This window comes from Acinetobacter sp. FL, from assembly GCF_040744925.1.
In the GTDB taxonomy this organism is placed as follows: Bacteria; Pseudomonadota; Gammaproteobacteria; order Pseudomonadales; family Moraxellaceae; genus Acinetobacter; species Acinetobacter radioresistens.
Map to the genome: position 1 here is coordinate 1,349,953 of NZ_CP160437.1, position 23,880 is coordinate 1,373,832.

General features: G+C 37.6%; 34 protein-coding genes. 21 read left to right on the forward strand and 13 right to left on the reverse strand.

Annotated features, from left to right (window positions below; genetic code table 11):
• Positions 1 to 581: 581 nt before the first annotated feature.
• Genes ABZP31_RS06230 through tusD form a run of 4 tightly spaced genes read right to left on the reverse strand, consistent with a single transcriptional unit; the run spans position 582 to position 1,978 of the window.
• On the reverse strand, positions 582 to 896 hold the full coding sequence (locus tag ABZP31_RS06230; protein WP_005014471.1) for a TusE/DsrC/DsvC family sulfur relay protein: 315 nt from the start codon (positions 894 to 896) through the stop codon (positions 582 to 584).
• Between the two features lie 16 nt (positions 897 to 912).
• Positions 913 to 1,197, reverse strand: coding sequence for a hypothetical protein (locus ABZP31_RS06235; protein WP_005014470.1), 285 nt, complete (start codon positions 1,195 to 1,197; stop codon positions 913 to 915).
• An 18-nt stretch (positions 1,198 to 1,215) separates the two neighbouring features.
• Positions 1,216 to 1,566: a hypothetical protein gene (locus ABZP31_RS06240; protein WP_005014469.1), complete on the reverse strand. Its 351-nt coding sequence runs from the start codon at positions 1,564 to 1,566 to the stop codon at positions 1,216 to 1,218.
• 43 nt (positions 1,567 to 1,609) lie between these two features.
• Positions 1,610 to 1,978: a sulfurtransferase complex subunit TusD gene (tusD, locus tag ABZP31_RS06245; RefSeq protein ID WP_005014468.1), complete on the reverse strand. Its 369-nt coding sequence runs from the start codon at positions 1,976 to 1,978 to the stop codon at positions 1,610 to 1,612.
• A 297-nt stretch (positions 1,979 to 2,275) separates the two neighbouring features.
• Here tusD and ABZP31_RS06250 point away from each other — a divergent pair, with 297 nt between their 5' ends.
• Entirely contained in the window at positions 2,276 to 3,295 is a 1,020-nt protein-coding gene (locus tag ABZP31_RS06250; protein WP_005404169.1) for a site-specific integrase, read from the forward strand.
• Here the strand turns inward: ABZP31_RS06250 and ABZP31_RS06255 are convergent.
• The 5 genes from ABZP31_RS06255 to ABZP31_RS06275 are packed head-to-tail and all read right to left on the reverse strand — an operon-like array spanning position 3,292 to position 6,513.
• On the reverse strand, positions 3,292 to 3,570 hold the full coding sequence (locus tag ABZP31_RS06255; RefSeq protein WP_005404168.1) for a hypothetical protein: 279 nt from the start codon (positions 3,568 to 3,570) through the stop codon (positions 3,292 to 3,294). The genes ABZP31_RS06250 and ABZP31_RS06255 overlap by 4 nt on opposite strands.
• A 29-nt stretch (positions 3,571 to 3,599) precedes the next feature.
• A complete protein-coding gene (locus tag ABZP31_RS06260) occupies positions 3,600 to 3,743 on the reverse strand; it encodes a hypothetical protein (RefSeq protein WP_262475542.1) in 144 nt (47 codons plus the stop codon).
• Positions 3,744 to 3,800: 57 nt separating this feature from the next.
• Positions 3,801 to 5,414: a recombinase RecT gene (locus ABZP31_RS06265; RefSeq protein ID WP_262475541.1), complete on the reverse strand. Its 1,614-nt coding sequence runs from the start codon at positions 5,412 to 5,414 to the stop codon at positions 3,801 to 3,803.
• Positions 5,415 to 5,434: 20 nt separating this feature from the next.
• The gene (locus tag ABZP31_RS06270) at positions 5,435 to 6,253 is read right to left on the reverse strand and encodes a RecB family exonuclease (RefSeq protein ID WP_367156938.1); all 819 of its coding nucleotides are present in this window, start codon (positions 6,251 to 6,253) and stop codon (positions 5,435 to 5,437) included.
• Positions 6,253 to 6,513 carry a hypothetical protein gene (locus ABZP31_RS06275; protein ID WP_262475537.1) on the reverse strand — a complete coding sequence of 87 codons (261 nt, stop codon included), beginning with the start codon at positions 6,511 to 6,513 and terminating at the stop codon, positions 6,253 to 6,255. The genes ABZP31_RS06270 and ABZP31_RS06275 overlap by 1 nt, the downstream gene beginning before the upstream one ends.
• 439 nt (positions 6,514 to 6,952) lie before the next feature.
• Between ABZP31_RS06275 and ABZP31_RS06280 the strand changes: the two genes are divergently transcribed.
• The gene (locus ABZP31_RS06280; RefSeq protein WP_262475536.1) at positions 6,953 to 7,888 is read left to right on the forward strand and encodes a DNA cytosine methyltransferase; all 936 of its coding nucleotides are present in this window, start codon (positions 6,953 to 6,955) and stop codon (positions 7,886 to 7,888) included.
• Between the two features lie 46 nt (positions 7,889 to 7,934).
• On the opposite strand, the gene ABZP31_RS06285 is transcribed toward ABZP31_RS06280, so the two are convergent.
• The 3 genes from ABZP31_RS06285 to ABZP31_RS06295 all read right to left on the reverse strand — a co-directional run bounded on the left by ABZP31_RS06285 (position 7,935) and on the right by ABZP31_RS06295 (position 10,860).
• Positions 7,935 to 8,915, reverse strand: a complete 981-nt coding sequence (locus tag ABZP31_RS06285) for a none (RefSeq protein WP_262475535.1) — start codon at positions 8,913 to 8,915, stop codon at positions 7,935 to 7,937.
• Between the two features lie 8 nt (positions 8,916 to 8,923).
• The gene (locus ABZP31_RS06290; RefSeq protein WP_262475534.1) at positions 8,924 to 10,084 is read right to left on the reverse strand and encodes a hypothetical protein; all 1,161 of its coding nucleotides are present in this window, start codon (positions 10,082 to 10,084) and stop codon (positions 8,924 to 8,926) included.
• A gap of 104 nt (positions 10,085 to 10,188) precedes the next feature.
• Positions 10,189 to 10,860, reverse strand: coding sequence for a LexA family transcriptional regulator (locus tag ABZP31_RS06295; protein ID WP_262475532.1), 672 nt, complete (start codon positions 10,858 to 10,860; stop codon positions 10,189 to 10,191).
• A gap of 158 nt (positions 10,861 to 11,018) precedes the next feature.
• On the opposite strand from ABZP31_RS06295, the gene ABZP31_RS06300 reads away from it, so the two are divergent.
• The 9 genes from ABZP31_RS06300 to ABZP31_RS06340 are packed head-to-tail and all read left to right on the forward strand — an operon-like array spanning position 11,019 to position 16,037.
• Positions 11,019 to 11,270, forward strand: a complete 252-nt coding sequence (locus ABZP31_RS06300) for a hypothetical protein (protein WP_262475531.1) — start codon at positions 11,019 to 11,021, stop codon at positions 11,268 to 11,270.
• 24 nt (positions 11,271 to 11,294) lie between these two features.
• Positions 11,295 to 11,753: a phage regulatory CII family protein gene (locus tag ABZP31_RS06305; RefSeq protein WP_262475530.1), complete on the forward strand. Its 459-nt coding sequence runs from the start codon at positions 11,295 to 11,297 to the stop codon at positions 11,751 to 11,753.
• Between the two features lie 49 nt (positions 11,754 to 11,802).
• Entirely contained in the window at positions 11,803 to 12,075 is a 273-nt protein-coding gene (locus ABZP31_RS06310; RefSeq protein ID WP_262475529.1) for a hypothetical protein, read from the forward strand.
• Positions 12,072 to 12,905, forward strand: a complete 834-nt coding sequence (locus ABZP31_RS06315; RefSeq protein ID WP_262475528.1) for a DNA adenine methylase — start codon at positions 12,072 to 12,074, stop codon at positions 12,903 to 12,905. The genes ABZP31_RS06310 and ABZP31_RS06315 overlap by 4 nt, the downstream gene beginning before the upstream one ends.
• Complete coding sequence (locus ABZP31_RS06320) at positions 12,902 to 13,858, forward strand: helix-turn-helix domain-containing protein (RefSeq protein ID WP_262475527.1); 957 nt, start codon at positions 12,902 to 12,904, stop codon at positions 13,856 to 13,858. Before ABZP31_RS06315 ends, ABZP31_RS06320 begins: the two co-directional genes overlap by 4 nt.
• 44 nt (positions 13,859 to 13,902) lie before the next feature.
• Complete coding sequence (locus ABZP31_RS06325; protein ID WP_146130063.1) at positions 13,903 to 14,115, forward strand: hypothetical protein; 213 nt, start codon at positions 13,903 to 13,905, stop codon at positions 14,113 to 14,115.
• Positions 14,112 to 14,522, forward strand: coding sequence for a DUF1064 domain-containing protein (locus ABZP31_RS06330; RefSeq protein WP_034679942.1), 411 nt, complete (start codon positions 14,112 to 14,114; stop codon positions 14,520 to 14,522). Before ABZP31_RS06325 ends, ABZP31_RS06330 begins: the two co-directional genes overlap by 4 nt.
• A gap of 1 nt (position 14,523) precedes the next feature.
• Positions 14,524 to 15,561 carry a hypothetical protein gene (locus ABZP31_RS06335; protein ID WP_262475526.1) on the forward strand — a complete coding sequence of 346 codons (1,038 nt, stop codon included), beginning with the start codon at positions 14,524 to 14,526 and terminating at the stop codon, positions 15,559 to 15,561.
• Complete coding sequence (locus tag ABZP31_RS06340) at positions 15,561 to 16,037, forward strand: hypothetical protein (protein ID WP_262475551.1); 477 nt, start codon at positions 15,561 to 15,563, stop codon at positions 16,035 to 16,037. Before ABZP31_RS06335 ends, ABZP31_RS06340 begins: the two co-directional genes overlap by 1 nt.
• Positions 16,038 to 16,477: 440 nt before the next feature.
• Here ABZP31_RS06340 and ABZP31_RS06345 read toward each other — a convergent pair whose 3' ends face one another.
• Entirely contained in the window at positions 16,478 to 16,624 is a 147-nt protein-coding gene (locus ABZP31_RS06345) for a hypothetical protein (protein ID WP_248130869.1), read from the reverse strand.
• 288 nt (positions 16,625 to 16,912) lie between these two features.
• On the opposite strand from ABZP31_RS06345, the gene ABZP31_RS06350 reads away from it, so the two are divergent.
• The 10 genes from ABZP31_RS06350 to ABZP31_RS06395 all read left to right on the forward strand — a co-directional run bounded on the left by ABZP31_RS06350 (position 16,913) and on the right by ABZP31_RS06395 (position 23,864).
• Positions 16,913 to 17,182: a hypothetical protein gene (locus ABZP31_RS06350; RefSeq protein ID WP_248130868.1), complete on the forward strand. Its 270-nt coding sequence runs from the start codon at positions 16,913 to 16,915 to the stop codon at positions 17,180 to 17,182.
• A 295-nt stretch (positions 17,183 to 17,477) separates the two neighbouring features.
• Positions 17,478 to 18,632: an OmpW family outer membrane protein gene (locus ABZP31_RS06355; RefSeq protein ID WP_248130867.1), complete on the forward strand. Its 1,155-nt coding sequence runs from the start codon at positions 17,478 to 17,480 to the stop codon at positions 18,630 to 18,632.
• Between the two features lie 354 nt (positions 18,633 to 18,986).
• Positions 18,987 to 19,253, forward strand: a complete 267-nt coding sequence (locus ABZP31_RS06360; protein WP_262475522.1) for a hypothetical protein — start codon at positions 18,987 to 18,989, stop codon at positions 19,251 to 19,253.
• 23 nt (positions 19,254 to 19,276) lie between these two features.
• Entirely contained in the window at positions 19,277 to 19,732 is a 456-nt protein-coding gene (locus ABZP31_RS06365; protein WP_005019479.1) for a hypothetical protein, read from the forward strand.
• Between the two features lie 42 nt (positions 19,733 to 19,774).
• Positions 19,775 to 20,095, forward strand: coding sequence for an I78 family peptidase inhibitor (locus tag ABZP31_RS06370; protein ID WP_034675365.1), 321 nt, complete (start codon positions 19,775 to 19,777; stop codon positions 20,093 to 20,095).
• A gap of 358 nt (positions 20,096 to 20,453) precedes the next feature.
• Positions 20,454 to 20,894: a BLUF domain-containing protein gene (locus tag ABZP31_RS06375; RefSeq protein WP_005019483.1), complete on the forward strand. Its 441-nt coding sequence runs from the start codon at positions 20,454 to 20,456 to the stop codon at positions 20,892 to 20,894.
• 757 nt (positions 20,895 to 21,651) lie between these two features.
• Entirely contained in the window at positions 21,652 to 21,894 is a 243-nt protein-coding gene (locus ABZP31_RS06380) for a hypothetical protein (protein ID WP_005019484.1), read from the forward strand.
• A 250-nt stretch (positions 21,895 to 22,144) separates the two neighbouring features.
• Complete coding sequence (locus tag ABZP31_RS06385) at positions 22,145 to 22,360, forward strand: hypothetical protein (RefSeq protein ID WP_005019487.1); 216 nt, start codon at positions 22,145 to 22,147, stop codon at positions 22,358 to 22,360.
• Positions 22,361 to 22,819: 459 nt separating this feature from the next.
• Positions 22,820 to 23,263, forward strand: coding sequence for an endonuclease domain-containing protein (locus ABZP31_RS06390; protein ID WP_262475521.1), 444 nt, complete (start codon positions 22,820 to 22,822; stop codon positions 23,261 to 23,263).
• On the forward strand, positions 23,223 to 23,864 hold the full coding sequence (locus ABZP31_RS06395) for a putative metallopeptidase (protein WP_262475549.1): 642 nt from the start codon (positions 23,223 to 23,225) through the stop codon (positions 23,862 to 23,864). Before ABZP31_RS06390 ends, ABZP31_RS06395 begins: the two co-directional genes overlap by 41 nt.
• Positions 23,865 to 23,880 lie beyond the last annotated feature (16 nt).

Consider the following 23,880-nt stretch of genomic DNA (forward strand, 5'->3'; position numbering starts at 1 on the left):
AGATTTAAAAATTATTACATAAATTTTTAAATATAATTAAATGTTTGATTTATACGGAAATTCGAGGATTCTATTTTTTAATTTAATATCTTAACTGAATGATAAATAAAAAATTTATTTTTAATAATATATGATTAAACTATTGAAATTAAATAAATATTTTTAAAAAGAAGAGGATTTTAACGAGAGTCCTATTAAAGAAGGTTTGCATACATAAAGTTGGGTTTTTCTTCATTTACTCATGAATCTACTTAAAAATTTTTAATTGAAAAATTTACTAAAGGTGAATTTATAGTTATTAAGTAGCCAATAGATCTAAAGGAAATAAATAGGAGATTTACTTAATCTAAATAAATTTTCAGTAAAAATATATAGTATAAATATCATACAGCAAGTTGACCTTTTTGTTCATACTAGCTGGAACTTGATCTCATCCCAGTCTGAGTATTCAGCAAGTCATATTGGCAAAATCTTAATTACCAGTAAGTTTTCCTGTTTATATCTTGAGCAAAAGAAGAGGAAACAAGAAGTTATTCTATTTTAATTGGCTTCATCTTGCTCATTTCCTATTTAAAATACTTTTAAAGGCAGTTAGCAGGTTTAGGAATACCAGCAAGACGGCTCAAGTGCCGAGCAACTAGACCGGTATTAAATTTTTCCTGTAAAAGGGCATTATCAATTAATGGATCATCCAGAGTCTTGATCAGATACTTAATTAGCGGGCGGGTGGCAGGAGAATGCCCATACTGATGGTAAAACTGACGTACGGCTTGTAAGACTCTGAAGTGCCAAGGAGTTAATTCAAGCTCCAGTGATTTTGCCAGTTGCTGAGCAACCTTTTCATTCCACAACGTATAATCGACCAGATGGCCGTCCTGATCCAGTTTAAGATTCATAAAAATAGCCTAAGTATTATTTCAAGCGAATACAACGATTGAATTGCAAAATAATATCTGCAAATTTTAAATAATCAATTTGATCAATAAAATCAGGGAGTTCTTCTATTAAAAGTTCTGTATCAGTTCTTAATATGAAAAGGGAGGTACACTCTTTTAACCACTCGACAGAAAAATACAGCACTGCTTCACCCATAAGGACTATGGTATCTTCAGGACTATAAATTTTCTCTAATTTGCTTAATGCCTGAGGAGTGGAGGAGTAATCTGACTGTACAAGAAAAAGGGTTTTATCTGTCATATATATTACTCGTGAAAATTACCAATACAGAACATGATCAAAAGAGCGAATTAATTCGGCATCAAACTTTACAATTTGAATTTCCTGCTGAGTATTTTTTACAAAAGAAGAGTTTTGGTCTTCTTCCTCTATAAGTACAGGTGTTAAATCATAAAATTCAAAACTATCTAACAGATTTGATGCAATCTTGAAGGCATAGCGTAACTGGTCAAATTCTAATTTGGAGCGTAATAGAGTGAGAGCTGCATCTTGCAGTAACACTTTGACTTGACAGCCAAAAGTCGCCAAAACCATTGTGGCTGAAAGGCTTTCATGTATCTGTAAACTACCAAGGTTAGGCTGGGTTAATATAACAAGTACAGTTCTCACACAATTCACCTTTTAAAAGCAACAATCTATTGAAAATAACAACTTAGAATTGAATTAAACGTTGAGCAGACTGTACGGCATCTGCCAGTTCACCTAATCCAACCAGTTCAAATCCCTGAGCAAGGTTGTATTGACTGATCTGATGACGCTGTGCATTCTGCTCATCAGTAATGCCACGTGCTAGTGCTGCACTGACACATACCGGTAAGCGAATATTTAGTTTTTGCCACTCGTGAGTCAAACTGCGCTGATCATCTGGTAACCATTGCAAGCTATTGGCTACCATTACACCATCTTGGTAAAAAAATACACGAAAGTTTTCATCTTTAGTTTTTAAGGCCTGAGCAAGACCAAGTGCATGCCAGGCATATATTGAAGTCGGAGCAGAGGTAATTAGTAGTAGGGTACTCATTAAATATTCATTCGGTTTAGATCAGTGATTTGTTTCGATCAGGGTTATGACGGAGCAATACGCATCATCATTTAAGGGTAGTATACAATGATTTTAGGTGACATACTTCCAATTTTAGACAGAAATTAAAAATTAATTAAAACTTAAATCATAAAAAACAATGTATTAAGGCAAAGTGGTCAAGCAATAGAATAACTAAATCCAAGATTTATCTGCACAAAATCCCCTCTATTTCCTTTCATTTTTTAACTTTATCGCTAGAATAAAAAGTAATCTGCACCAAATCTGCACCAAGAAATGAAACTACCAAAACCCATCCAACGCGGGTCAAGTTGGCGCATTACTGTGACTTTCCAAAAAAAACGCTATTCAGTCACTAGAGACTCTGCAAAAGAATGTGAGATTTGGGCGATGGATAAATTGTCCGAGCTCCGGTCCGGTAAAAAAGCAATCGAACAGGGTGAAAAGCCTAAATATCTTTTTAGAGATTTATGCGCAAAATATTATCAAGAACATGGTCGGCATATGCGATCTGCACGAACCATCAATTTCAAGATTAAAAACCTTGATCGTATTGCGCCAAACTTGGCAGACAAGTCTATTTATGATTTTAAACCTGCTGATATTGCAGAGTGGCGGAACAACAGAAAAAAAGAAGTTAAGGTGGCAACGCTTAGAAATGAACACGCAATTTATTCAGCCGTGTTCACATATGCCATGAAAGAACTATTTTTGATTGAATCTAATGTATGGCATTCGGTTACGATGCCAGGTAAGGAAAAATCAAGAAGTCAGCGGATCACAGAAGAAGATCAAGCTTTGATGCTTAAATCATTAAGCTGGGATGGAACCACGACACCTGAAATATCACGCCACTATGTTGCATGGGCCTTTCTATTCGCTTTGGAAACAGCAATGCGTCAGGGTGAAATCCTTGCCATGAAAAGACAAGACATTAAAGAAGGTTTTGTGCATTTACCCGTAACGAAAAACGGTGACTCCCGAAACGTACCGTTATCTAAAGAAGCGAAGCGGCTCTTAGCATTACTCCCGAAAACCAATAAGCAGCTTGTACCACTCGATAAGGACAGATTCTGTGCAACATGGATGCGAGCCAAGAAAAGAGCAGGGCTACCGCATATTAATTTCCATGATTCAAGACATGAAGCAATTACAAGAATGGTAAAGGTTCGGAAATTGCCAGTTGAAGTATTAGCCAAGATCACTGGCCATAAAACTATCTCGATGCTGGTGAACACTTACTATAATCCTGACGCTCAAGACTTGGTAGAAATGTTTAATGACAGTGAGAGCTAATTAGCTCTCGGCCTGCCTCTTTTTACTTTTGTGGTGAGCATATCGTGTGCAAGACGCGGATGGTATAAAGCCTTGCCTTGTGTGCCCTGGTTGATCGATACAAGCTTGTCCCTGATAGTTGTCACAGATAAGTTGTATTTTTGAGCCAGGTACGAAGCAGAAACCAACTCCACTTCGACTTCTTTTAACTCCTTCACTATTGCACCGCCGATTTGCTGGCCCAGCATGATTTGCGGAGGTCGCTCAGCTTCAACAATGATGGTATAGCGAGCCATTTAAGTCACCTCCTTTACCTTAGCTTGACTTAACTTCTCCATGTGGCCTCCTTAAATTTTGCATTAGTCAGCAGTGCTTCAATTTCAAACAGGCCTACATTGGTAAAGATATGATCCATCTTGCAGCCAATGACAGTCAGGGTGCGGGTGATAGATGAGTATGTGTATTTCATAGTGATACCGCCGTATATCTATTATGGAATTTGCCACCCCGAAGGGCGACATGGCCCTTATTCACTGATCTCTGCGTAGCGACGGTCATAAGCTTCATTGATCCGCGCCGTATCATCGTCTGGAAGGCTATTAATTGCCGGATCACTCATGATGTCATTCAGACGGTCTACACTTTGGGCAGCATCAATATGGGCTATATAGGAATCCACCAGACTTACCGCATCAGCGAAAATATCCTGCTGTGACAGCACTTCTTTGCGCTGTGCGTAGAGACTCAACAGGTCGTTATAATCTTCCACTGTCATTTTGGCCTTATGGTTTTTAATACTCTGAGCTGTTTCAGTCTCTAGCTGATGCACATCCTGAGTATCTGCAATCATTCGTTCCAGTCCTGCCCGGGTAGAAGTGCTCTTGATCTTGTCTAATGGTGCCTGTCCTTGCTGATAAACACCTTCCTCATCAAGACGCTGTTTGACGTAAGCCAATAAGTAATTTCTATCGACCTCAGTTAATTTGGTCTCCTTCTCGATCTGACTTTTTAAACCATTAATAGAGCTAGCTTGAACGGTACTGGTGAGCGTCTTCATATAGCTCTTTTTAATTTCAGCAGATTTGTTTACATCGACCTGAGCAGTTTCTGATGTTTTATTTTGCTGGATTAAGTTCTCAGCTTCTTGCTGTAGCTGTTTAAGATCTTCCACAGTCAACTCTGCCTCTACGACCTCATTCTCTGTAGAATTCTGGACATTTTCAGCTTCAACAACTTTTGGCTGTTTACGTGCACGTGGTTTCTTTTCTTCCTGAACTGGCTGTTGCTCGACTTGCTGTTGTACAGGTGCTTCTTTAACGACATTGGCCTTAAGGTCAGAGGTAGTCACCGGTGAGGTCTGCTGTACTGGTTCTGGTGTCACATCAATAATAGCGTCCTGTTCTTCTTCCTGAGTCCGGATACCCATTAACACTTCTGGTGCGTAGATCCGGCCAAAGAATGAGGCAGCACGATAACGCAGCATCTGTTCAGGCATGGTTTGCCATTTAGATCCGTTCTTTTGATACCAGCCTTCTTTTACTGCCATTTCCATTGAGATTTCAGCAGATTCAAGGCGCTCACCTGTAGCTGTTTCAATGGCCCATGCTTTACAGGTGATATTGCGTAGCTTGACAGTATGGACTTTTTCTTCTGGCAGACTCTTGCGGGCGCGCTCATTCCACTTCCATTCCTTGGTGGTGTAGGTCACTTCCACTTCACCACGGTCTTGCATTTCAAAGCGCAGCGGTGAGTACTTGCCAGAGGTATTAATTGCCCCGATCACGAATTGTGATGACCAGGCTGGACGACCTTCGACAATATAAAGGTTCTGCATAATCATCAGCGGATCGGCACCCATGCGGTTTGCCATATTCAGGGCAATGACACAGTTGACCAGACCATTCGGGTTAGGTTCACTACGGTACAGCCAGTTTCCATTCTGGTCTTTACCGTCTTTGATCTTTAGCGTATCGCGGTAAACTTCCGGTACCATGGTTGAGGCGGCAAGCATTTTGGCAATACGTTGTGCCAGTTCAAAACCTTCTAGTGAAGTCAAGCTGACTTCTACGGGTCTAGGTGCTGCTACAGCAGTCTGACGTGAGGTACGGATCTGTTCAGCAGTCATTACTTGAGAAGTCATTGTTTTAATCCTTATAAAAATTATTTTCGAAATTTGCAGGTGTGATAAACAGGGCAGTATTTGTCGTGGCACATCATTGATTTTGAGTTGCCGTAAAATACGCCGTGCTTAATGAGTTTTGCTGCGTGGTGCAGTAGTCCAGGTTCTTCTTCGGTACCTAGAAGTACCTCTGCAGGTGAGTCGATTTCACCGATACCGACGTGCTGACCTTTATCTGTTTTTCCGGTAGTCAGGCCGTAGATACGGGCAGGGGCCAGCACCGGTTCTTGCAGTGCATGACTGGCCAATACGGTATAAATCCCCATTTGTGGTGCATGGCCTACGGTTTTGACTGTACCGTCTGAAGCCACAGCATTCTTGCCAGATTTAAGGTCACCAATACCCAGTTCACCCTCATTATTTTCATAGATGCGGTCAATGGTGCCTGTAAGCTCAATGCCCAGATCAGCAAGGATGAGAGATTCACAGCGCACTTCCACACCTATAAATTTTTGGGTTGGCGCAATATGAGTGATGTACTTTTGCATTAATGAATGACCAATTGCCTCAGCAGCATTTTGGTCCAGGTCAGACCAATCTACCTCTTCACCTGGCTGCCAGATCTGGTGATGCAGGATCTCGCGGCATTCTTCCAGGGTGACGTCTTCTCCGATCAGGTTCAGATAGTCCCACTGGGTCACTGCTTCATGAACTGCTGTACCTAAGCGCGTACGTGCACCGGCTGGAGTGCGTTTGTTTAAAAGATTCCTGGCTTCCCAGCGTGCCGGACAGTCGAACAGGTCGGACAGGGAGCTGGCCCGGATTGGAATAACTTTGTCTGGATTTATGGCTGCATTCATTAACGCGCCTCCACAACCTGAACTAAAGCAGAATCAGTTTTAGAGAACTTCGCGTTATAGGTATGGGCTTGGACTGCCTGAGTTTCAGCTTCATTCGCACAGCTACGCAGCATGCATACCAGTGCAAAGACTGAACTGGCAATGAGTAAAATGGCGCAGATGTTAGAGAAGACCGAACCGGGCTTGCTTTGCATTTCTTCAGCCGTCGGTTCTTGAAAAAGAATTTGAGTGGTTTGACTCTTTGGGTGATGTTGTTTCATAATTCACTTACTCACAGTAGTAGTGTGGGTCATGCCTCAGGTTGGTGGAACAACGCTGGGGTTTTTTATTATCTGTGAGATGTATATTACCTAAAAGGTAATATAATGCAAGAGCTAAATTACCTTTATTATTACCAAAAAAGGTTTTTTAATTTTTATAGTAGAAGAAAATACCCATAGGACAGGCTTCTTTGAAGATTGAGATTAACAACTCATTCGATTTTTTACTTTGTAGAAATTTAAGATAGACAGTAAAGTAATAGAAGCAAATTTTTCTCATAATAATTATTAATTTTTTATAGGCAGTAAGTAATGATTTATATTTATACGAAAACTAGTTTAATAGGTTATAAATTCTAGCTAGAACTAGAGTTGAGTTAATTCATATTGTACTATTCTAACGTGTAAAATGCCGTGTTATGGCAAGCTAAGGATGATAATGAAAGCTGTTTCACTTTTTTCTGGTTGTGGTGGGTCGGATGCTGGTCTTGTTAAGGCCGGTTTCGAAATTGTCATGGCAAATGATATATTGCCCTATGCTAAAGAGGTTTATGAGGCCAACCATCCTGAAACAGACTATATTTTAAAAAATATTAAGCTCATTGAAAAATTTCCTCAAGCAGATATTCTTGCAGGTTGTTACCCTTGTCAAGGCTTTAGTCAAGGAGGGACGCGTCAAGCGGATAATAAACTTAATCATTTGTACAAAGAATTCGCTCGCGCCCTTAACATTATTAAACCTAAAGGATTTATTGTTGAAAATGTTTCAGGTATGACAACTAAAACTTTTCAACATCTATTACAAGACCAAATTAAAATATTTTCTGAAGCAGGTTATAAAGTTAAATATCAAGTTTTGAATGCATCTGATTATGGAGCTGCACAAGAACGGAAAAGAATATTCATTGTAGGTACTCGTAATGATTTAGAGATTAACTTTGATTTTCCATTACCATCTCATGGTATAGATGGTCAGTCGAAGATTACGATTCGAGAGGCATTACATGGATTACCTTTATGGCCAGATGAAAACGAATACTATAATGTAGATTTTCATTGGTATTACATGTCTCGTAATCGAAAAAGAAATTGGGATGAAACATCAAGAACTATGGTAAGTAGCGCAAGGCATATGCTTTTGCATCCTATTAGTCCTGATATGATAAAAGTAGCTGATGATCATTGGGAGTTCGTGTCAAAAGCCCCTGCGCGTCGTTTCACATATAAAGAAGCTGCACGACTTCAAGGCTTCGGAGATTTAATTTTTCCGAGAGAACAAGAAGTAAGTATTGAAAATAAATATAAGGTGGTGGGGAATGCTGTACCACCACCACTATTTGAAGTTATTGCTAAAAGACTCAAGTCTTTTCTATAATACCCTCCGTTGCTGGAGTTAATTTAGAGCGGGCTTGAGTATTTGCTTATTGAACTTCATTTCTTAGAGCCTCATAAAAAAAGGACGCCTTGAATTTTTCTCCATGAGGTGTTGAGTTTGAAATTAGCTCAATTAATTCTGAGTTGAATTCTTGCTGAAGGTTATCAAACTTATTGTAGAGACTAGATAAACTAATACGATCAAATATCCACCCAGCACTGGTTGAAATTTTATGCATTTCCCCATCAGTTAATATAAAAGGAATACTCATCATTTTAATTGGGGATACAAAGGTAAACGGTCTAAAGTAGCTCTCTAGTTTTCGGATATCTATATCATTATATTTTTGTTTATAATCCTGACCACAAGCACATTGTCCCAATAGAAATAAATGAGAATGTGATCTATTATCCGGACGTTTAATCCAAATGATTTGATCTATTCCTAAATCTTTTTGGTATTTTAAGTCATCTACATTATACTCAAGTAAATTAACATTCATTTCATGGGTTAATTTCAATTGAGATTTAAGAGCTTGCATCGCGGTTTCAATATTTGAATTATCATCTCGAGGGAATCCAAAATGGTAAAAATTAGAAAACTCACCCAAAGAATTTTTTATAATTTTTAAAGTTATTCTTTCGAAAAACCTAGCCATTTTTTGATTGTGAGCTTCTTCTCCCTTTCTTGCTTTAAGTTTTGAGTTAGATAAAATTAGACAAAATATATAAAATATATTTTTAGAATCTATTTTTATTTTAAGACTAGAACTTTCTAGTGTGAATGGATAAGCATCATTTAATAAATTTAAACGGTTATTAATTTCAGTAGATACATCTGAGCTCATGCTGTCTAGCTCAGCATCCCTAACAGTCCAAGATGAAGCAATATCATCTATAAGGTCGATGGAGTCTAAGGCAGATGCATGTTTATCATCAACAATCCCGGCATCTACGGGAGCATAGGAATTAAATACAGCCTCAAGTTCAGTTTGGTCTGCATCTTCAATAGTTTTAGGATTCAACATAAATTACCTTATAAATCAAAATCACTAGAACTTTTTGTTTGAATTTCAGTAAATTGTTTTTTAATATTTTTTAAAATATTGTTGATATGTACTAGCCTTGGTTCACTAATCTTTATTGTATCTGTTGTTATTTTTTCTGGCTCAGCCGTGATTCGAAGAAACCCTTCTGAAAGAAGCTCAATACTATCAAATAAGATATTTTCAAGACGAGTATTAATATCAGTGGTTAAGTTATTTACTTCTTCTAGAGATTTCCATTGTTTTAGATATCTAACTTTTTCAGGACTACCTAAAGCTTCTGCAAATTTTGATAATTCACGTGAGTCATTTAATAAAGCATCTTTTCCTTTTGAGCTATTACCAAACATTGCATCAATAACAAAAACAGCATCATCTAATTTGTTTTCAGGTATAGGGTTAGGGTTTGGTTTATCATCTTCATTAAAAAAATCTAACTCAAGATAACTCTTGGCTGTATTATAATTGAATAAAGTATAAACCCATGAAAAAGGATAGCTAACATTACTGCCACGCCCTTTTCTTAATGTATTGTTGCGATTAAACTTATTTTCTTGCTCTAATTGAGTCATAAAATTATAACCAGATAACAGACTCTTGATAGTTCCGCTTTTATCTCCCGTCATTGTGGAAATATCTTTAATTGAAATTCCTTGATTGGTAATGGTTTCGTAAATCCATCGTGCTTTAGCAAATGAGTCCCAATCTTTAGTCGAAACGATATGCCTAATACCCAAATAGGCACTAATTTTTTTAGAATCCTCATTTTCATCAAAAACTACTACTGGTAGTTTCGAAACATTCGGAGAGCCTTGTTCTTTATGCAAGTCGATATAATATTTAAAGTTTTTTGCATGCTCTTTGGCTCGTGGGTCGTTGGTTAGTATTAAACAAGTTGCAAGACGCCTATTACCCTCAATGACAAAAAGTTGACCATTTCGCTTTTGGCAAACTAATGGTTCTGCATCAAAGTATCCATTAAATGCTATCGAGCTAAGAAGGTCATCAATCCCAAATTGTTCAATAATGAGAGAAATAATTTTATCTTGTGTAATGGTATTTTCAGCTGACTCACCCAATCTTGGATTTAATGGATCTAAGAAAAGTTCTGAAACAGGTATGCGAGTAATTTTTTTTTCGTCCATTTTCATATAAGCTCCCGTTTAATTAAATATTGAGTAATTGTTTAATTTCATTTGCTGGAAATCAAAATCCACGCATCACTGGACTGCCTCAAAGGTTCTATGCAGGATTTTTAAACATCTCGATACAATCCAACCACTTTCCCAACCAGCTTACAGCCATCTACCAATGGCATTGTCTTTTCTGGCCAGTCAGGGTTTAACGGCTGCAAATATATATTGCCGCTTTCTAAGATCAATTTTTTAAATGTTGCTTCTGCATCGCCTTCATAGGCCACTATCACTAGATCCCCAGTCTTTAATTCGTCTGGTTGAAAGTCTGGATTTACATAAATCTTATCGCTAGGTCTAAAGTCGGGAAGCATTGATTCACCAACGACTTCTAATCCATACCCATTCTTTCCGCATTTTGGGTTAGGTGGTAGCCATTCATCAAATTGAGTTTCAACCGGCACAGACTCGACAGAGGTCCAAGATCCAGCTTGTACCCAAGAGATCACAGGAACTAGGCGGTCAGTCAGCGGAATAGGAGCAGAGACATTGGAATATAAACTATGAGTCTCTTCATTATAATTGTGCAGAATATCTAACCATCCATGAGGCTTTCCAAAAGCATCTTCAATTTCGCGAGCGACTTTATTCCCAATACCCTTAATTGGATTGGTGCCAGCAAATTGACTCGCTTGAGACTGACTCTTACCTATTTTCTCAGCAAAATTAGAAACACCACCAATCTGATCAACTAAGTAGCGAGTGTTCTGATAACGGATTGTTCTGCTATCCATGGTATAGAAGGCCTATCAATTAAGTAATAAATCACCTTAAAGGTGATTTTTTCATATTTATAAATTCTACGATTATCACCAGAAAGGTAAACAAGAAAAAAGGTTGTATTTATAATACCTAAAAGGTAATATTTAATTTGGTATATGAGGAAGCATGTATGACCTTTAGAGAGTTTATTTATCGGCTTAGTCCTGACGAGCTGGAGCAATATGCTAAAGCTGCTGGAACTACAGTGAGTTACATAAAAACTCATCTTTACTATGGATACAAAGAACCCCGAAAAAAGCTTCGTAAGGCTTTAGCAGAAGCCAGTAAAGGTAAGGTTTGTGAGTCTGAAATATTACAGCATTTTGGGTTATATCCATGCTCTGTATCGAACAATCTAAATGGTAATGAAAATACAATTTAAGAAATACGTTTTTAGGAAGGTTGAATGAACATAACAGATGCAGCTTATAACACAGTTCATGACTACAAAGGCGGAGCAAACAGCCTTGCATCACGCATGGGAATTAAAAGTCCGGCTGTACTCAATAGTAAGGTCAATCCCAATACAGATACTCACCATTTATCTTTGCTAGAAGCTTCGAAACTTATGGCATTAACTGGTGATTACCGCATCTTACAAAGCCTGAATTTCGAGCATGGAAAGGTTTCTCTTGATTTACCCACAATTCCTGAATGTAGAGATACCGCACTCACTGATCTGGTTCTAAGTATTGGAATGAGTGGCGGTGACGTATGCGCTATTTTTAGAGAAATGATGGCAGACGGGCGCATTACTCAGGGCGAAGCAACGGATATGTCCAAAGTCATTCATCAACTACATCTGTTCTTGGCTGAGTTAGATCGCCAGGTTCACTTATGCGTAGAACAAAAAGAAAAAGCCTGACGGTCGAGGTCAGGCTTTGTTCCAAAAATTCAATTCTGAGGAAATGAATATGAATACCAATTTAGCAGAACATATCCTTCATGGCAAATCAGGGCTTAAAGCAGTGCAGGGCAATTTCATTGCAGGTGATGTGGTGGTGTTTGCAAACCGCATTGCGATGGACGGGCTACAAACCGTCAAAGCCCAACAGAGCAGCCATTACTACCTGCTGGAAGGTGAGCAGATTGTGCATGAGCAGGATATACGTCCGGCCACACTCGCTGAACTCAAAGCCAAACGCCGGTTAACTACAGAAGAATTAGCACGGGCGGAGGTGTCATGAGCAGTTTAAAACACCCGCTTATCCGTTATCACGGTGGCAAGTTCCGGATTGCGGATTGGGTTATCTCACATTTTCCCGTCCACAAAACTTATGTTGAGCCATTTGGTGGAGGAGCATCCGTGCTATTTACTAAAGAACCTAGCGCTATTGAGATCTATAACGATTTAGATAATGAAGTTGTGAATTTATTCAAAGTACTTAGAGAACCAGAGCAACGAAGATATTTAGAAGAGAAACTGTATTTAACACCATTTTCTCGTACTGAATTCTATGATGCCTACAATGAAACTGAAGACCCTGTAGAAAAAGCAAGAAGGATGATTATTCGAGCACAGATGGGTTTTGGTTCAGCTGGAGCAACTAAAGGAAAAACTGGTTTTAGAATGGCGGGAGGCCGACAAAAGAATTATGAAATTGCATTATGGGAACGTTATCCAAATCGATTATTGCAGTTTGCTGAGCGTTTAAAACAGGTCCTTATCGAAAACCAACCAGCTGCAAAAGTGATTAATCAGTATGACGATGAAAACACATTATTTTTTGTGGACCCACCGTATGTAAGAAGTACTCGAACATCAAACATGACAGCTTATCGATATGAAATGAGTGATCAGGACCATATCGATTTATTAGATTTATTAAATCAGGTCAAAGGTAAAGTCATTTTATCGGGTTATGACCATGAGATTTACAACTCACGCTTAACACACTGGGTAAAGAAAACTAAAGCTGTACAAGCCTCAGGAAATAGAGGTGGTGTGAGTCGCCAAGAATGTCTTTGGATTTCTCCAAATGCTCAACAAACTGATTTATTTGGAGTAGGCTTATGAGTCTAGATGCAACCAACTGGGCTTGGAGAGTCGGACTGACCGAGAAGAAAGGTGGTAGTCGCATACCGCTGAAACGGCTCATCCTGCTCTCGCTGGCAGACCGTGCCGGTGAAGACCATTGCTGTTACCCCAGCATGCAGCGTCTTGAAAAAGACACCGGTCTTGAACGCAAGACTGTACTCAAGATTATTGCCGAGCTGCTAGAAGACCGGCTGATTATCGATACCGGTGAGCGCAAGGGCAGTACAAGACGGGTAAAAGTCTACCGGTTAAATGGGGTCAATGGACGCGAAACCATGCCAAAAACGGCACCATTACAGGAAAAAAATTTATCTGAAACAGTACCGGAAACGGAACAGTCCCAAAAACGGAATCATTCCGTTAACGGCATGTTGAATAGTGCCAATAACGGGACTTTGAATAGTGCCGTTAACGGGACACAGAATCTCCCAATGAATCTTTCAGAAGAATCTAAAAATAAAAAAGACTGGCTTTGCTTTAAAAAACTTCGTGAAGAAATTTTTCTGGCCGATGACAGCATCAATTTTGACACCCTCATGAACTCGAAGTGGTCTGAGCGGGAAAAGCGGGCCTTTGAAACCTACAACGCTGGCAAGAGCATGAGCTGTGATCTGATGATCTATCACTTTGCTGACTGGCTGATTAACGCCTACCGGACCAAGTATTCAAATCCGCAGCAAGCTGCATCTGTTAAACCGGCAGGTACGGGAAGTCAGTCGAATCAGCTTTCTGAAAAACAGATCCACACCTTCGCCCAGAAGCTCTCACAGCATCCCGAATTCTCAGGGCGTTTTAGCGAACCGGGTGAGTCATACGAAAAACTGGCCGCACGCATCGCCGTGAAACTGGCAGATCCGGTACAGGCGAAGAAATGGGAGCCTTACCTGAAACAGGTAGGATTTAACGGTGTACTAAGAGGAGATGCAGCTTGACTGAAGCAGATCGAACCTACATGCATTTGATGATCTTTAAAATCATGTCTTCACACAAAGGCCGTATCTCTATCAAACAAATTCATACTGCGATTGAACCCAATATGGAAATTTCAATCCGAAGCCTGCAGCGTTATCTAAACGGATTGGTTGAATGGGGATTAGTGGCCAAAGACGGAGAAATACCACAGGGGTCTACGTTAACCGAAACAGCAAAATTACTCTTCTTGGATTTAGCAAAGGGAATTGAGCATTGAAAGCTTATTCAATCGCTGAATATAAAAAGCAATTTGCACCACAGCAGGTAGATAAACCTAAGCAGAAACGCTCCAAATTCAACAATACGCGCATTGAATTGGATGGGATGACATTTGATAGTGTTAAGGAACATCGTCGCTATATCGAGCTTAAGGCGCGAATGCAAAGGGGTGAAATTCAAGATTTAAAATGTCAGGTCAAATTTGAACTGGCACCTAAAGTGAAAATCGCAGGTGAAAAGAAAGCCAAGCCTGCATTGCGGTACTTTGCTGATTTTACTTATTTAGAAAACGGAGTTTTGGTAGTCGAGGATGTGAAATCGGCTATCACGCGGAAATTGGCAAGTTATCGTAACAAAAAACATTTGATGAAGACTGTACACAATATTGACCTCAAGGAGGTTTAGAGTGACTTCGCTATCTAAGATATGCAAGAAATGCGGACAGGAAAAATTGCTCGAAAATTTTGCTCAAAACGCGCAATGCAAAGATGGGCATATTGGTAGTTGCAAAGAATGTGTGCAAAAAAGTTTGAAGAAAAACTGTACATGTATCGTTTGTGGTACGGGGTTTTATGCATCACCAAAACGAATTTCAAATGGCTATGGGAAATACTGCTCAGACTTCTGCAAAAGCTCAGGAAGTCAGAATCCAAGATACATAGTAAATGATGTTAATTGTAAAAGATGTGGAATACCTTTCCACGTCAAACCAAGCCAGCAGAAATCAGGCAAGGGGCGGGCTTATTGCTCGAAAGAGTGCAGATCTCTGGATACTAGGAGTTTGGTCAAGTGCGGGTGGTGTAACTCTGAATTTGAAGTTCAAGCATCCAAAGTGGATAAGCAAAAATATTGTGGAACCGAGTGTTCAAAAAAAGCAGTTTTAAATAATCCGAGACTAGCCCCTAAAAGCACAAAGCTGAATTGTACTTGTAGGACATGTGAAAAACCTTTTTACACAAAACCATCGGAACTTAAAAGGGGTAGAGGGATAGGGACTTATTGCTCTGTTGAGTGTATGACGGGAAGTAGAAAAGCCAAACGAATAGATGGTGTGGTTACGTCTTACTTGGAAGAGATGTTTCTGAATCAGTTAACAGAAAACAACCTCATTAACGGGATGCAAAGAGAGTTTGTTTTTCGCCCAGATAGAAAATGGCGTTTTGATTTTGCATGGCTTAAGGAAATGGTTGCAGTTGAAATTCAGGGTGGGATTTGGCTCGGTAAATCAGGAGGGCATACATCCAAAAAGGGATTTGATAATGACTGCGAAAAAAGGAATGAGGCGGTAATTGATGGGTGGAGAATTTTACATTTTACCGCAGACCAGGTTCGTTCAGGTTATGCGTTAGATGTTATTAAGCGATTATTTCGGTTTAGTACAGAGCAAGTGAAAAGCGGTTTGGCGGTTCGACAGATTGAAAGGTTATTAGGGGGCTTTAAGTGATGAATGCAGCAGTAACAATTATGCAAACAACGGATTGGACACGTTTTAGTACTGAGGACTGGTTCCGTCAATTTGGTGCCTGGATGAATGGCAATACTGAAGTTAAGCGTCTGGTCTATAAAACATTGCCCACACGCAAGTTGAATCAGAAACAACGTGAGCAGCTCATTGCAAAATATATGAATGATGAAAGCTTTAGAGAACCGGTTGTACGCCGTGGAGTGACCTGTCAAATAACCGACAATGAGGCAAGAGCATTTCAACGGATTATTTTAGATATACGGCAGATTGAGAGTGAACCATTACAAGAGTGGATAGATGTTGTATGGCAAATATATATAGAAAATAAAAAGCTGAGAGAGGTCGCTACCATGTTTGATACCTCAACTATCCAGATCCGCCAAGATATAAAATGTGCCTTAGCATTTATACAAGGACGTTACCCCAATTTAAAATCTGAATTACTTCAAAAGTAATTGCATGTGTACACAGGTTATGGCATATTTGTGATAACTTGGCGAATTTGTATATAACCGCCACTAAATAAAGCTCGCTAATGCGAGTTTTTTTACGCTTAAAATAAAATGTAATATAAAAACAGGGAGTATTGAATGTTGATTGGGGTGGGTTTTTTATATAAACCGAGCTCATGTGGTTTCAGTAGAAATTATAGAACATAAGGCAGGTGTCTTTACAGTTCATCTAAAGCTGACTTTAACTAGCTATGAAGCTAAAGGGTATAGAAATATTGATTTCAAGAGTTAGACTAACGCCAAGAATTTAATTGAGAAACTAGCTGGCACTATAAATTTATTGTAAATTTAGAGTGATTTTGAATAAAAAAAATGGAGTCCGCGTTTAGCAACAGACCCCAATAAACTTTAGAATTACTATATAACTTTGTTTAAGATCTTACTTAATTTTTATTTTGTGGTTCATTCGGGGTAGGAGACTTTTCATCTTGCTTCACTTCATCAGGGGTCTGCGGTGAGATTTCCGGAGTAGGCTCAGTTGTATCATTGTCTTTTGTAGCTTTTTCGGAAAAATCTTTAAAATTAGACATTTTAATCTTCTTTATTATGTGAAGGAAATTCATCATGCTCTTTTATATCCACTTACACTAAGGTAGTTGTGAGAGTGGTGTGTGAGGTATGTGTCTTTTACATACGAAACGTATTACTGGCTTAATGATTGCTGAGCTTTATATGAAGTATAAAATTGGTTTTTACAGTATATTTTAAAAATAAGTGGGAAAATTTTTACAGAAAGCTTAAGAAACTATTGAGTATTTTTATTTTAATTAACCCAAAATAAGCCTCCCTTTGAAAAGCTGTGTCTTTAGAGAAAAACAATGCCTAGAAACAACTTTTTACCAGCGCTGGAGCAGGTTTATGACTTTTTACAAGAGCGCCCTGGTTTTAGGAATGAAAGTGATTTTACAAAAGCTGTAGAGTATTTTAGAACTTTACATGAAGAGGCTCCTGAAGAATTCAGAGTCCAGGCACCTAGTACCGTTAGAGGTAAATTTGGCAATAAAGAAATAATTAACTTAGGGGTGATGCCAAACTTTACTAATAAAAATAAGTTTGTTAATTGGGTGGATACTCAAATCAACTCCTAATATCTAATCATGAGAAAAGCTCACTGAAACGTGGGCTTTTTTATTACTATTAATAGTAAGTGTTACTCAAGTTTTTATAGCTATTTTATATAATAAACAGAATAAATAAATGTAAATTTACTGTTTAAATTCATATAAATAATTTTATTGTTAGACAATATCTATTACATATTAAAAATAACAAAATGAAATATAAATACTTTTTATCTGTTTTTTGTTTAATTTTTAAAAAATAAGCGTATAACAGGGCTTAAGACATAGGGAATGTCTCATAATAAGATAATTAGGTATAAATATGAAAGTTTCAAAAAGTTGGATCAATCCTGTTCTGATGGGTATTCTTATAGCTAGCTCACAAGCCAGTCATGCAGAATTTAAACGTTTTTCAGTATCGGCTGGTTGGTTGCATGTAATGCCTCAGGGTAAGGCTAATCCTTTTAATATTAATACAGCTGTAAAACCAAGGACTGATTATGGGGTCGGCAGTATATCTCAACAGTCTTTTCTTGATGCAATTAATCCTAATGCAGTAATGAGTGATGGAGTCACGCCTACGCAAGAATTTCTGGGACAAACATTTGAAGTGGTTATGCCTGGAGTACCTAGCGTTGCTCAAATATTAGGTCTATTGGAAGATAATGATCCATTAAGCCCTAATAGTGCTGGATCAAACTTATCGGCTAATACGACAGGGACAGTACAACTTGAAGGCATAGATCAGTGGAGGAACGATGGAACTGGTTTAGAAGCTGAGGATGTTGATACATTAGGCCTGACATTTAGCTATTACGTGAACGACAATGTCTCTTTGCAGGTAATTGGCGGTATACCACCTAAGGTAGATATCAAAGGTAAAGGGGAGATTGTCGCGAATATGACTGGACAAGCCAGTCCAAATGAGATTATAGCCGGACTTTTTCCAGGGGGAAAATTAGATCTCCAACAAGATATTCCTATTACTAATTTGGGTAATAAAAATAAAGCTTCATCTGTACGGGCATGGACACCGGCGATTGAAGTCCAATATCAGTTTGGGAAGACTGGAGTAAACAAATTCCGTCCATATATTGGAGCCGGAATAATGTATGCCTATTTCAACGATATTAAATTAAATCCCGAGATAGAAACTGATTTAATTAATGCGGGTCATATGATTCAAAATATTATTGATAATAGAGCTGGAGCAGCGTTAGATGGAAAACTTTCAAGCGCTGATCCATATGTAAAAGTAGAAACTACTCAAGCGATTGCTCCAATAGTAACTTTGGGGGCAACATATGACTTAAATTCAAATTGGTATGGAGTCGCTTCAGTATCCTATGCAAAATTAAGTAATCATGCAGATATTGATGTATTTGACTCAAATACAGGACGACAGTTAATTCATTCAAGAACCAAGATAGATATTGATCCTCTTATTACTTATCTCGGGGTAGGCTATCGTTTTTAAAAAATTGTTAACCTGAAAGATATGTATTTAACCGGCCTTTTTTCGGTGAATAAACCTTGCTATATGAGATTATTGGCGAGGTTTTATTTTTGCCTATATTGACCTTGATCAGGGCAAATGCTATTTTTGTTTTATAGTGGTGGAAGTATAAATGAAAACCACAGCAAAATTCTAAAAGCTCACTAAATAGTGGGCTTTTTTTATTTTAAAAAAACTTAACATTCAGGCATTACAAAAGATACTTTCACTTCCTCTAATTGGGCTAAATTATTAAGAGGTTTATATGCTTTTAAAACAAGCAGGTATTCCTTTATTAAGACTTGCTTCTGTCAACAAAGTCTAAGAGAGGTTCTTATGTCAGCCCAGTCAACTTATTATATCGGCGGTATGTATAACGGTCAGATGGTAGAGCCATCACATTTAGGCTCGGAAGAGATCCTCAAATTTATTGAAGAGTTTACGGCGCAAGACAAAGAAACACTGTTGTATAAAAGGGTTCAAATCAATAAAGATGGCACTATTAAGTCTTTTTACTTGCTGGAAGGCGCAGAGCCCTCAGAATATAAAGAGTTAATTTTTAATATCTGGTCAGATGTGCCAGTAGATGTGTATGGTATCTAAAATCAATGCAAATGGATTAGACATTGAAAACTATTATCAAAAATTATCAGCGCCTTGCTCAAGAAACCTATGTGAAGGTATATAGAGAATACGGGTTTAGTACTAATGGTTTAAAGGACTTAAATCTTTTACTCACCGAATTGAAATTTAAAACTAAAAGTAAAGAAATTAAGATTCCTCTTACTCGAAGCTATTTAAAAACGTTAAAACCTATAGAAAGATGGGGTATAGAAGCACGGATAGATTTCAGTGTAATACCTGATCGGGAGCTTACCCAAAGTTTTATTAATTGGTATGTAAACTTGATTGAAACTATATTTACACAAAAAGAAAAAACCTTTCCTCTAGCGGATGAAAAAGAGGAAGGCTATCAAGATATTGTGAACTACTTTAAAAGAAAGAACTCTTCAGTAAAAGCTAGATCTGATAACTTTTATAAAAAAGTGCATAAGAGAACACAACAGCTAAAAGCAGATTGATGATTCACTATTTACTAAATACCCACCGTGAAGTTCCAAAATATGAAAAAATTTATTGCTTCAGGATTTTTACTGACGGTTCTCTGTGCATGTTCAAATTACCAGTCAGATATTGATCACGTATCTGAACAAAAAACAGATAAACAAGCAGAAGATACACTCCATGAGTGTTTGCCACTTCGGGCCAAAGAGCTTGTAGGGAGAACTGATTTAAGTGATCAGGAAATCAAAAAGATGACCAATTCAGAGATACTTCGCTATGCAAGAGTAGGTGAGGCTGTTACAGAAGATTATCGACCAAACCGGATTACAGTTATTAAGGCTTCAAATACCAACAAGATCATTGACGCTTCATGTGGTTAGAAAGAAAGGGGGCGAATACTGTTTATCTGTATTGATCTTGATTAAAATGAGTTCTATTTGCATTGATTACAAATTAGCCTTTATCACTAGTATCTTTAACTAATTGTTTGAACTAATATTGCGCTTAAATTCCGGGGATATATCTTCTTTGAGTCTTAAATCATTCTTTGGTTTAACTCAATTGCGTTACCTATTGCATTGTCAACAAAGCTGACTTGGATAAGTGAAAATTTTATCTTTAGGGACCTTACATCACAAACTAAACACCTTGCAGCTATAAGTAATTACTTACAAAAATTTTAAAATGTTTTTTTACGGTTTTTACGTGGTTACTATTTAGTTAGGTCAGGAGGTTAATGTGGAAGATGTAAGACTGTTGTATGTAAGTAAGCTAAAAGATTGTGCCAACCCTATGAATGAGCTGTTCAACATTCTTACTGAAGCATTAAACTTTAATACGCCTCATAAGATTTATGGTGCTCTCTATTACGGCAATGGCTACTTTGTCCAATGCCTTGAAGGGGAGAGGGAAAAAGTTGAACATCTTTATTTTCAGAAGATTCTTAAAGATCCACGTCATGAAGAATGTGAAGTGCTGTTCTTAGAAAATATTGATGAACGAATGTTCTCCAAATGGCATATGAAATATGCGAGCTATCATAAAGATGTTATAAATTTCTTTATGGATAAGCATAAAGAGAGCTTTAATCCCTATTTGTTGACTAATGAAACTATTCCTGACTTTGTAGATTTATTATCTCGACAGCCCGACAGTTTTTATACCTTAAGCCATAGTTGATTTATTCTGTTTCAATATTAAGTTAGCTTATTTAATTTTTTAAAAAGTTATTCAATTAATCTTGAAGATATATAAAATAAAGCCTGTCCCCGCAGGTTTTATTTTTATATATTGGATCAGAGAATAAGAACATGCTTGAAGAACTAGCAAATAAAAGAATATTAGTGAGTGAATACGATACATACTATTAACTCTATTATCCAAAAAAATTACTCAAGAAACTCGATATTTTGTCTATATTCAAATGACCCTTTTTACTTAAGGGTACTTTGGTAACCTACTTTAATTATCTTTTCTCCCTGAAAGAAAGGCTCTTAAAGTTTTAATGAATTTGTATACACTTAGTTCTATACAAATCCTCATTAGCCTATCCTTAAGAGGATAGGTTTTTTTTATTCATAAGATTTTAGTTGGAGACAGATTTTTAGAAATTTATTTATATTGTTTATTTAAAAATCTCTAATTTAATTTCAAGCTATGTTTAATAAATAAACAACATGAGATACATTAAGCACACCGTTATTGCTATTAAAACAACTACATATATTTGAATTTTAAATTATATTAATATTAATTCTATCACTTTCCTTCCGATAGAAGAGTGTGTGTAGTAGTACCCCTTAACCTGCTTTTACCTCTATGAAAGCAGGTTTTTTTAACCTTTCATTATTAGTTTATTAGCTTTAAATATCCATCTACCGAAAGCTCATATCACTCCCAGTATGAGCTTTTCTATTTAATGAGAGAGATTTTAAATATGAGTGATTCAGATATACTGAAAACATTACAGGTGTTAGAGAAAACACATGGTAATTCAAAAGAGGTTGTTTATAGCGCTCATCTCTCTGATGAATGCGTATATTTGTTTTCAGATATAGGATATGCCGGAAATAATCCTACTCCCAGGCATGAGTGGCGCATGAATAAGGCAGATCCTGATTTGGAAATAAAGTTAAAGAGTGCGGTTCAGCTTATTCTGGATGAAGCCCAAGTGGCTTAAGGATAATGGGTAAACTGAAAGTATGAAAGGAATTAACTTTATTATTGAAGATCTCATAAGCTCTAAACACCTTATGAGATCTTTTAAAATTTATTCTCATAACTACAGATCAAATCCTAGATTTTTTAAAATAACTTATGCAATCTATTTGATTAAATTAATTAAAATTACTTAGACATTTATACTATATTTATTTTGCTAGGGCTCTGATATAGCTAGGTGTTTGCCGAAAAATTAAGAAGTTTTTATCATGTCTAATTATAGAATTACTTATGAAAGATTAATCTCTAGTATCAATAATAAGCTGGAAGTAAATAAAAATACGGCTATAAGTTTTGAAGAGAAATATTCTGATATTGAGCCTGGAGTAGTAGAGAAACTGGAAATTTACTATGATGCTAAAGGGTATGAGTTTGACTGGCTAGAAGAAGATAACTTATTGGTGGTGCTTATAACACCTAAATAACTGAACAATAGTCTTAAGCTAGTTTTGAGTGGTTCTTCTCTCATGGAGAAAAAGAAAGTAAGAGGTTTGCAAAATATTAACCAGATAACCAAAAATTATATTTATCGGATAGACTTCTCAGTCTCTTCCATTTAAAGAAGTTTTGATGTAAATATGCCAGTTCAAATTTGCAGAAAGCAAATTTTCTCCTGGTGAAGTAAATGAAAGAAAATTTAGGCGTAGTTGTTTTTTATGCACTGTGCATTCTTGGAATTATCCTTGAATTGGTGGGGTTTATGAATATAGACATAATGTTTCTGGTAATTGGGGCTGCATTTTTAATTAGTGCATTTCTCATAAAGTCAGAATTCAAACTATATGTCTCTTTCTGGAAAGAAATCGAATAGCGTTATTTAAGTTTGGTAAGAATAAGAAGCCGCATTGACTAAAGTTAGTGCGGTTTTTTAATGGGTGTAAGTTATGGATGCCAACCAGTACAAAGCTCTAACCAAAAAGAAGCCATTAAAAAAGGTACCAAGAGCAAAGCCATTACCTAAGGCAACTCAAAAATATCTCGAAGCTGAAGAAACCCTTTTTCAAGAACTAGAAGAACACTCAATTGGGTATGAGCGAAAGTTTCAGTTTAAAAACACTAAGCACTGGCGATTTGATTTTCATATTGTAAAGCTGCGACTGCTAATTGAGATTGAAGGCGGTCCTTGGTCTGGTGGACGCAGGGGTAAGCTGGCCAATAAAGCATGGAGCATGGATCGTTATGACCATGCAGAAGAACTGGGTTATACGTTCGAACGTTTTCATCCTGATTCAATACTTTCAGGCTATGTCATTAACTGGATTAAAAAAGAACTGGAGCGAATGAATGATAGAACAGTTCAGACCATTCCCACCGCCGGATCTGATTGATCAGGCAGAGGAAGAGGAAGCAATCCGGTTAGCACCCGCCGTTGAATTAAAAGAATGGGTGCTTAAAAACTTTTTAACCTTGGGTGGCCAGCTGCACAATCCGGACCATGATCATATCGCTGAGCTGCTTCATGATGATGAAACCTTCCTGGCATTTGCTTGGGCTTCATCTGCGGCAGTAGCGAAAAAACGTATGGTACTGGGCCAATGTGAAAAGGTGATGTTTAACCAGGGCGGTTGGAAGAAGGCTAGACAGGAACAACAGATGCGGGACTGGTTCGGCTATGTGCCTGTTTATCTCATTACAGTAGACGCAAGCTTTTGCGAAAACTCTAATGATCGTGAGTTCTGTCGTTTGATTGAGCATGAACTTTATCATATTGGTGTTGAACGTGATGAGGACGGCGAAATCAGTTATAGCGATATGACCGGCTTACCAAAGCATTATCTTGCTGGCCACGATGTAGAAGTGTTCTTTGGTGAAACCAAACGCTGGGGAGCTGATGAGTCAGTTAAGCGTTTACTGGAAATCGCGAAGAACGCGCCGTTTGTGTCTGAAAAGAGTATGGCTGCGTGTTGTGGAAACTGTGTGATTGGTTAGAGCTGAAAGGCTCTTT

Excerpts from the sequence above, each read along its gene's own strand:
- ABZP31_RS06310 (WP_262475529.1), top strand. The coding sequence starts at position 11,803 with ATGAATACCAATTTAGCAGAACATATCCTTCATGGCAAATCAGGGCTT.
- ABZP31_RS06260 (WP_262475542.1), bottom strand. The coding sequence starts at position 3,743 with ATGAAATACACATACTCATCTATCACCCGCACCCTGACTGTCATTGGC.
- ABZP31_RS06265 (WP_262475541.1), bottom strand. The coding sequence starts at position 5,414 with ATGACTTCTCAAGTAATGACTGCTGAACAGATCCGTACCTCACGTCAG.
- ABZP31_RS06345 (WP_248130869.1), bottom strand. The coding sequence starts at position 16,624 with ATGTCTAATTTTAAAGATTTTTCCGAAAAAGCTACAAAAGACAATGAT.
- ABZP31_RS06350 (WP_248130868.1), top strand. The coding sequence starts at position 16,913 with ATGCCTAGAAACAACTTTTTACCAGCGCTGGAGCAGGTTTATGACTTT.
- ABZP31_RS06290 (WP_262475534.1), bottom strand. The coding sequence starts at position 10,084 with ATGAAAATGGACGAAAAAAAAATTACTCGCATACCTGTTTCAGAACTT.
- ABZP31_RS06295 (WP_262475532.1), bottom strand. The coding sequence starts at position 10,860 with ATGGATAGCAGAACAATCCGTTATCAGAACACTCGCTACTTAGTTGAT.
- ABZP31_RS06305 (WP_262475530.1), top strand. The coding sequence starts at position 11,295 with ATGAACATAACAGATGCAGCTTATAACACAGTTCATGACTACAAAGGC.
- ABZP31_RS06285 (WP_262475535.1), bottom strand. The coding sequence starts at position 8,915 with ATGTTGAATCCTAAAACTATTGAAGATGCAGACCAAACTGAACTTGAG.
- ABZP31_RS06300 (WP_262475531.1), top strand. The coding sequence starts at position 11,019 with ATGACCTTTAGAGAGTTTATTTATCGGCTTAGTCCTGACGAGCTGGAG.
- ABZP31_RS06250 (WP_005404169.1), top strand. The coding sequence starts at position 2,276 with ATGAAACTACCAAAACCCATCCAACGCGGGTCAAGTTGGCGCATTACT.
- ABZP31_RS06270 (WP_367156938.1), bottom strand. The coding sequence starts at position 6,253 with ATGAATGCAGCCATAAATCCAGACAAAGTTATTCCAATCCGGGCCAGC.
- ABZP31_RS06235 (WP_005014470.1), bottom strand. The coding sequence starts at position 1,197 with ATGACAGATAAAACCCTTTTTCTTGTACAGTCAGATTACTCCTCCACT.
- ABZP31_RS06370 (WP_034675365.1), top strand. The coding sequence starts at position 19,775 with ATGAAAAAATTTATTGCTTCAGGATTTTTACTGACGGTTCTCTGTGCA.
- ABZP31_RS06385 (WP_005019487.1), top strand. The coding sequence starts at position 22,145 with ATGTCTAATTATAGAATTACTTATGAAAGATTAATCTCTAGTATCAAT.
- ABZP31_RS06275 (WP_262475537.1), bottom strand. The coding sequence starts at position 6,513 with ATGAAACAACATCACCCAAAGAGTCAAACCACTCAAATTCTTTTTCAA.
- tusD (WP_005014468.1), bottom strand. The coding sequence starts at position 1,978 with ATGAGTACCCTACTACTAATTACCTCTGCTCCGACTTCAATATATGCC.
- ABZP31_RS06340 (WP_262475551.1), top strand. The coding sequence starts at position 15,561 with ATGAATGCAGCAGTAACAATTATGCAAACAACGGATTGGACACGTTTT.
- ABZP31_RS06380 (WP_005019484.1), top strand. The coding sequence starts at position 21,652 with ATGAGTGATTCAGATATACTGAAAACATTACAGGTGTTAGAGAAAACA.
- ABZP31_RS06315 (WP_262475528.1), top strand. The coding sequence starts at position 12,072 with ATGAGCAGTTTAAAACACCCGCTTATCCGTTATCACGGTGGCAAGTTC.
- ABZP31_RS06230 (WP_005014471.1), bottom strand. The coding sequence starts at position 896 with ATGAATCTTAAACTGGATCAGGACGGCCATCTGGTCGATTATACGTTG.
- ABZP31_RS06320 (WP_262475527.1), top strand. The coding sequence starts at position 12,902 with ATGAGTCTAGATGCAACCAACTGGGCTTGGAGAGTCGGACTGACCGAG.
- ABZP31_RS06360 (WP_262475522.1), top strand. The coding sequence starts at position 18,987 with ATGTCAGCCCAGTCAACTTATTATATCGGCGGTATGTATAACGGTCAG.
- ABZP31_RS06390 (WP_262475521.1), top strand. The coding sequence starts at position 22,820 with ATGGATGCCAACCAGTACAAAGCTCTAACCAAAAAGAAGCCATTAAAA.
- ABZP31_RS06280 (WP_262475536.1), top strand. The coding sequence starts at position 6,953 with ATGAAAGCTGTTTCACTTTTTTCTGGTTGTGGTGGGTCGGATGCTGGT.
- ABZP31_RS06355 (WP_248130867.1), top strand. The coding sequence starts at position 17,478 with ATGAAAGTTTCAAAAAGTTGGATCAATCCTGTTCTGATGGGTATTCTT.
- ABZP31_RS06255 (WP_005404168.1), bottom strand. The coding sequence starts at position 3,570 with ATGGCTCGCTATACCATCATTGTTGAAGCTGAGCGACCTCCGCAAATC.
- ABZP31_RS06325 (WP_146130063.1), top strand. The coding sequence starts at position 13,903 with ATGTCTTCACACAAAGGCCGTATCTCTATCAAACAAATTCATACTGCG.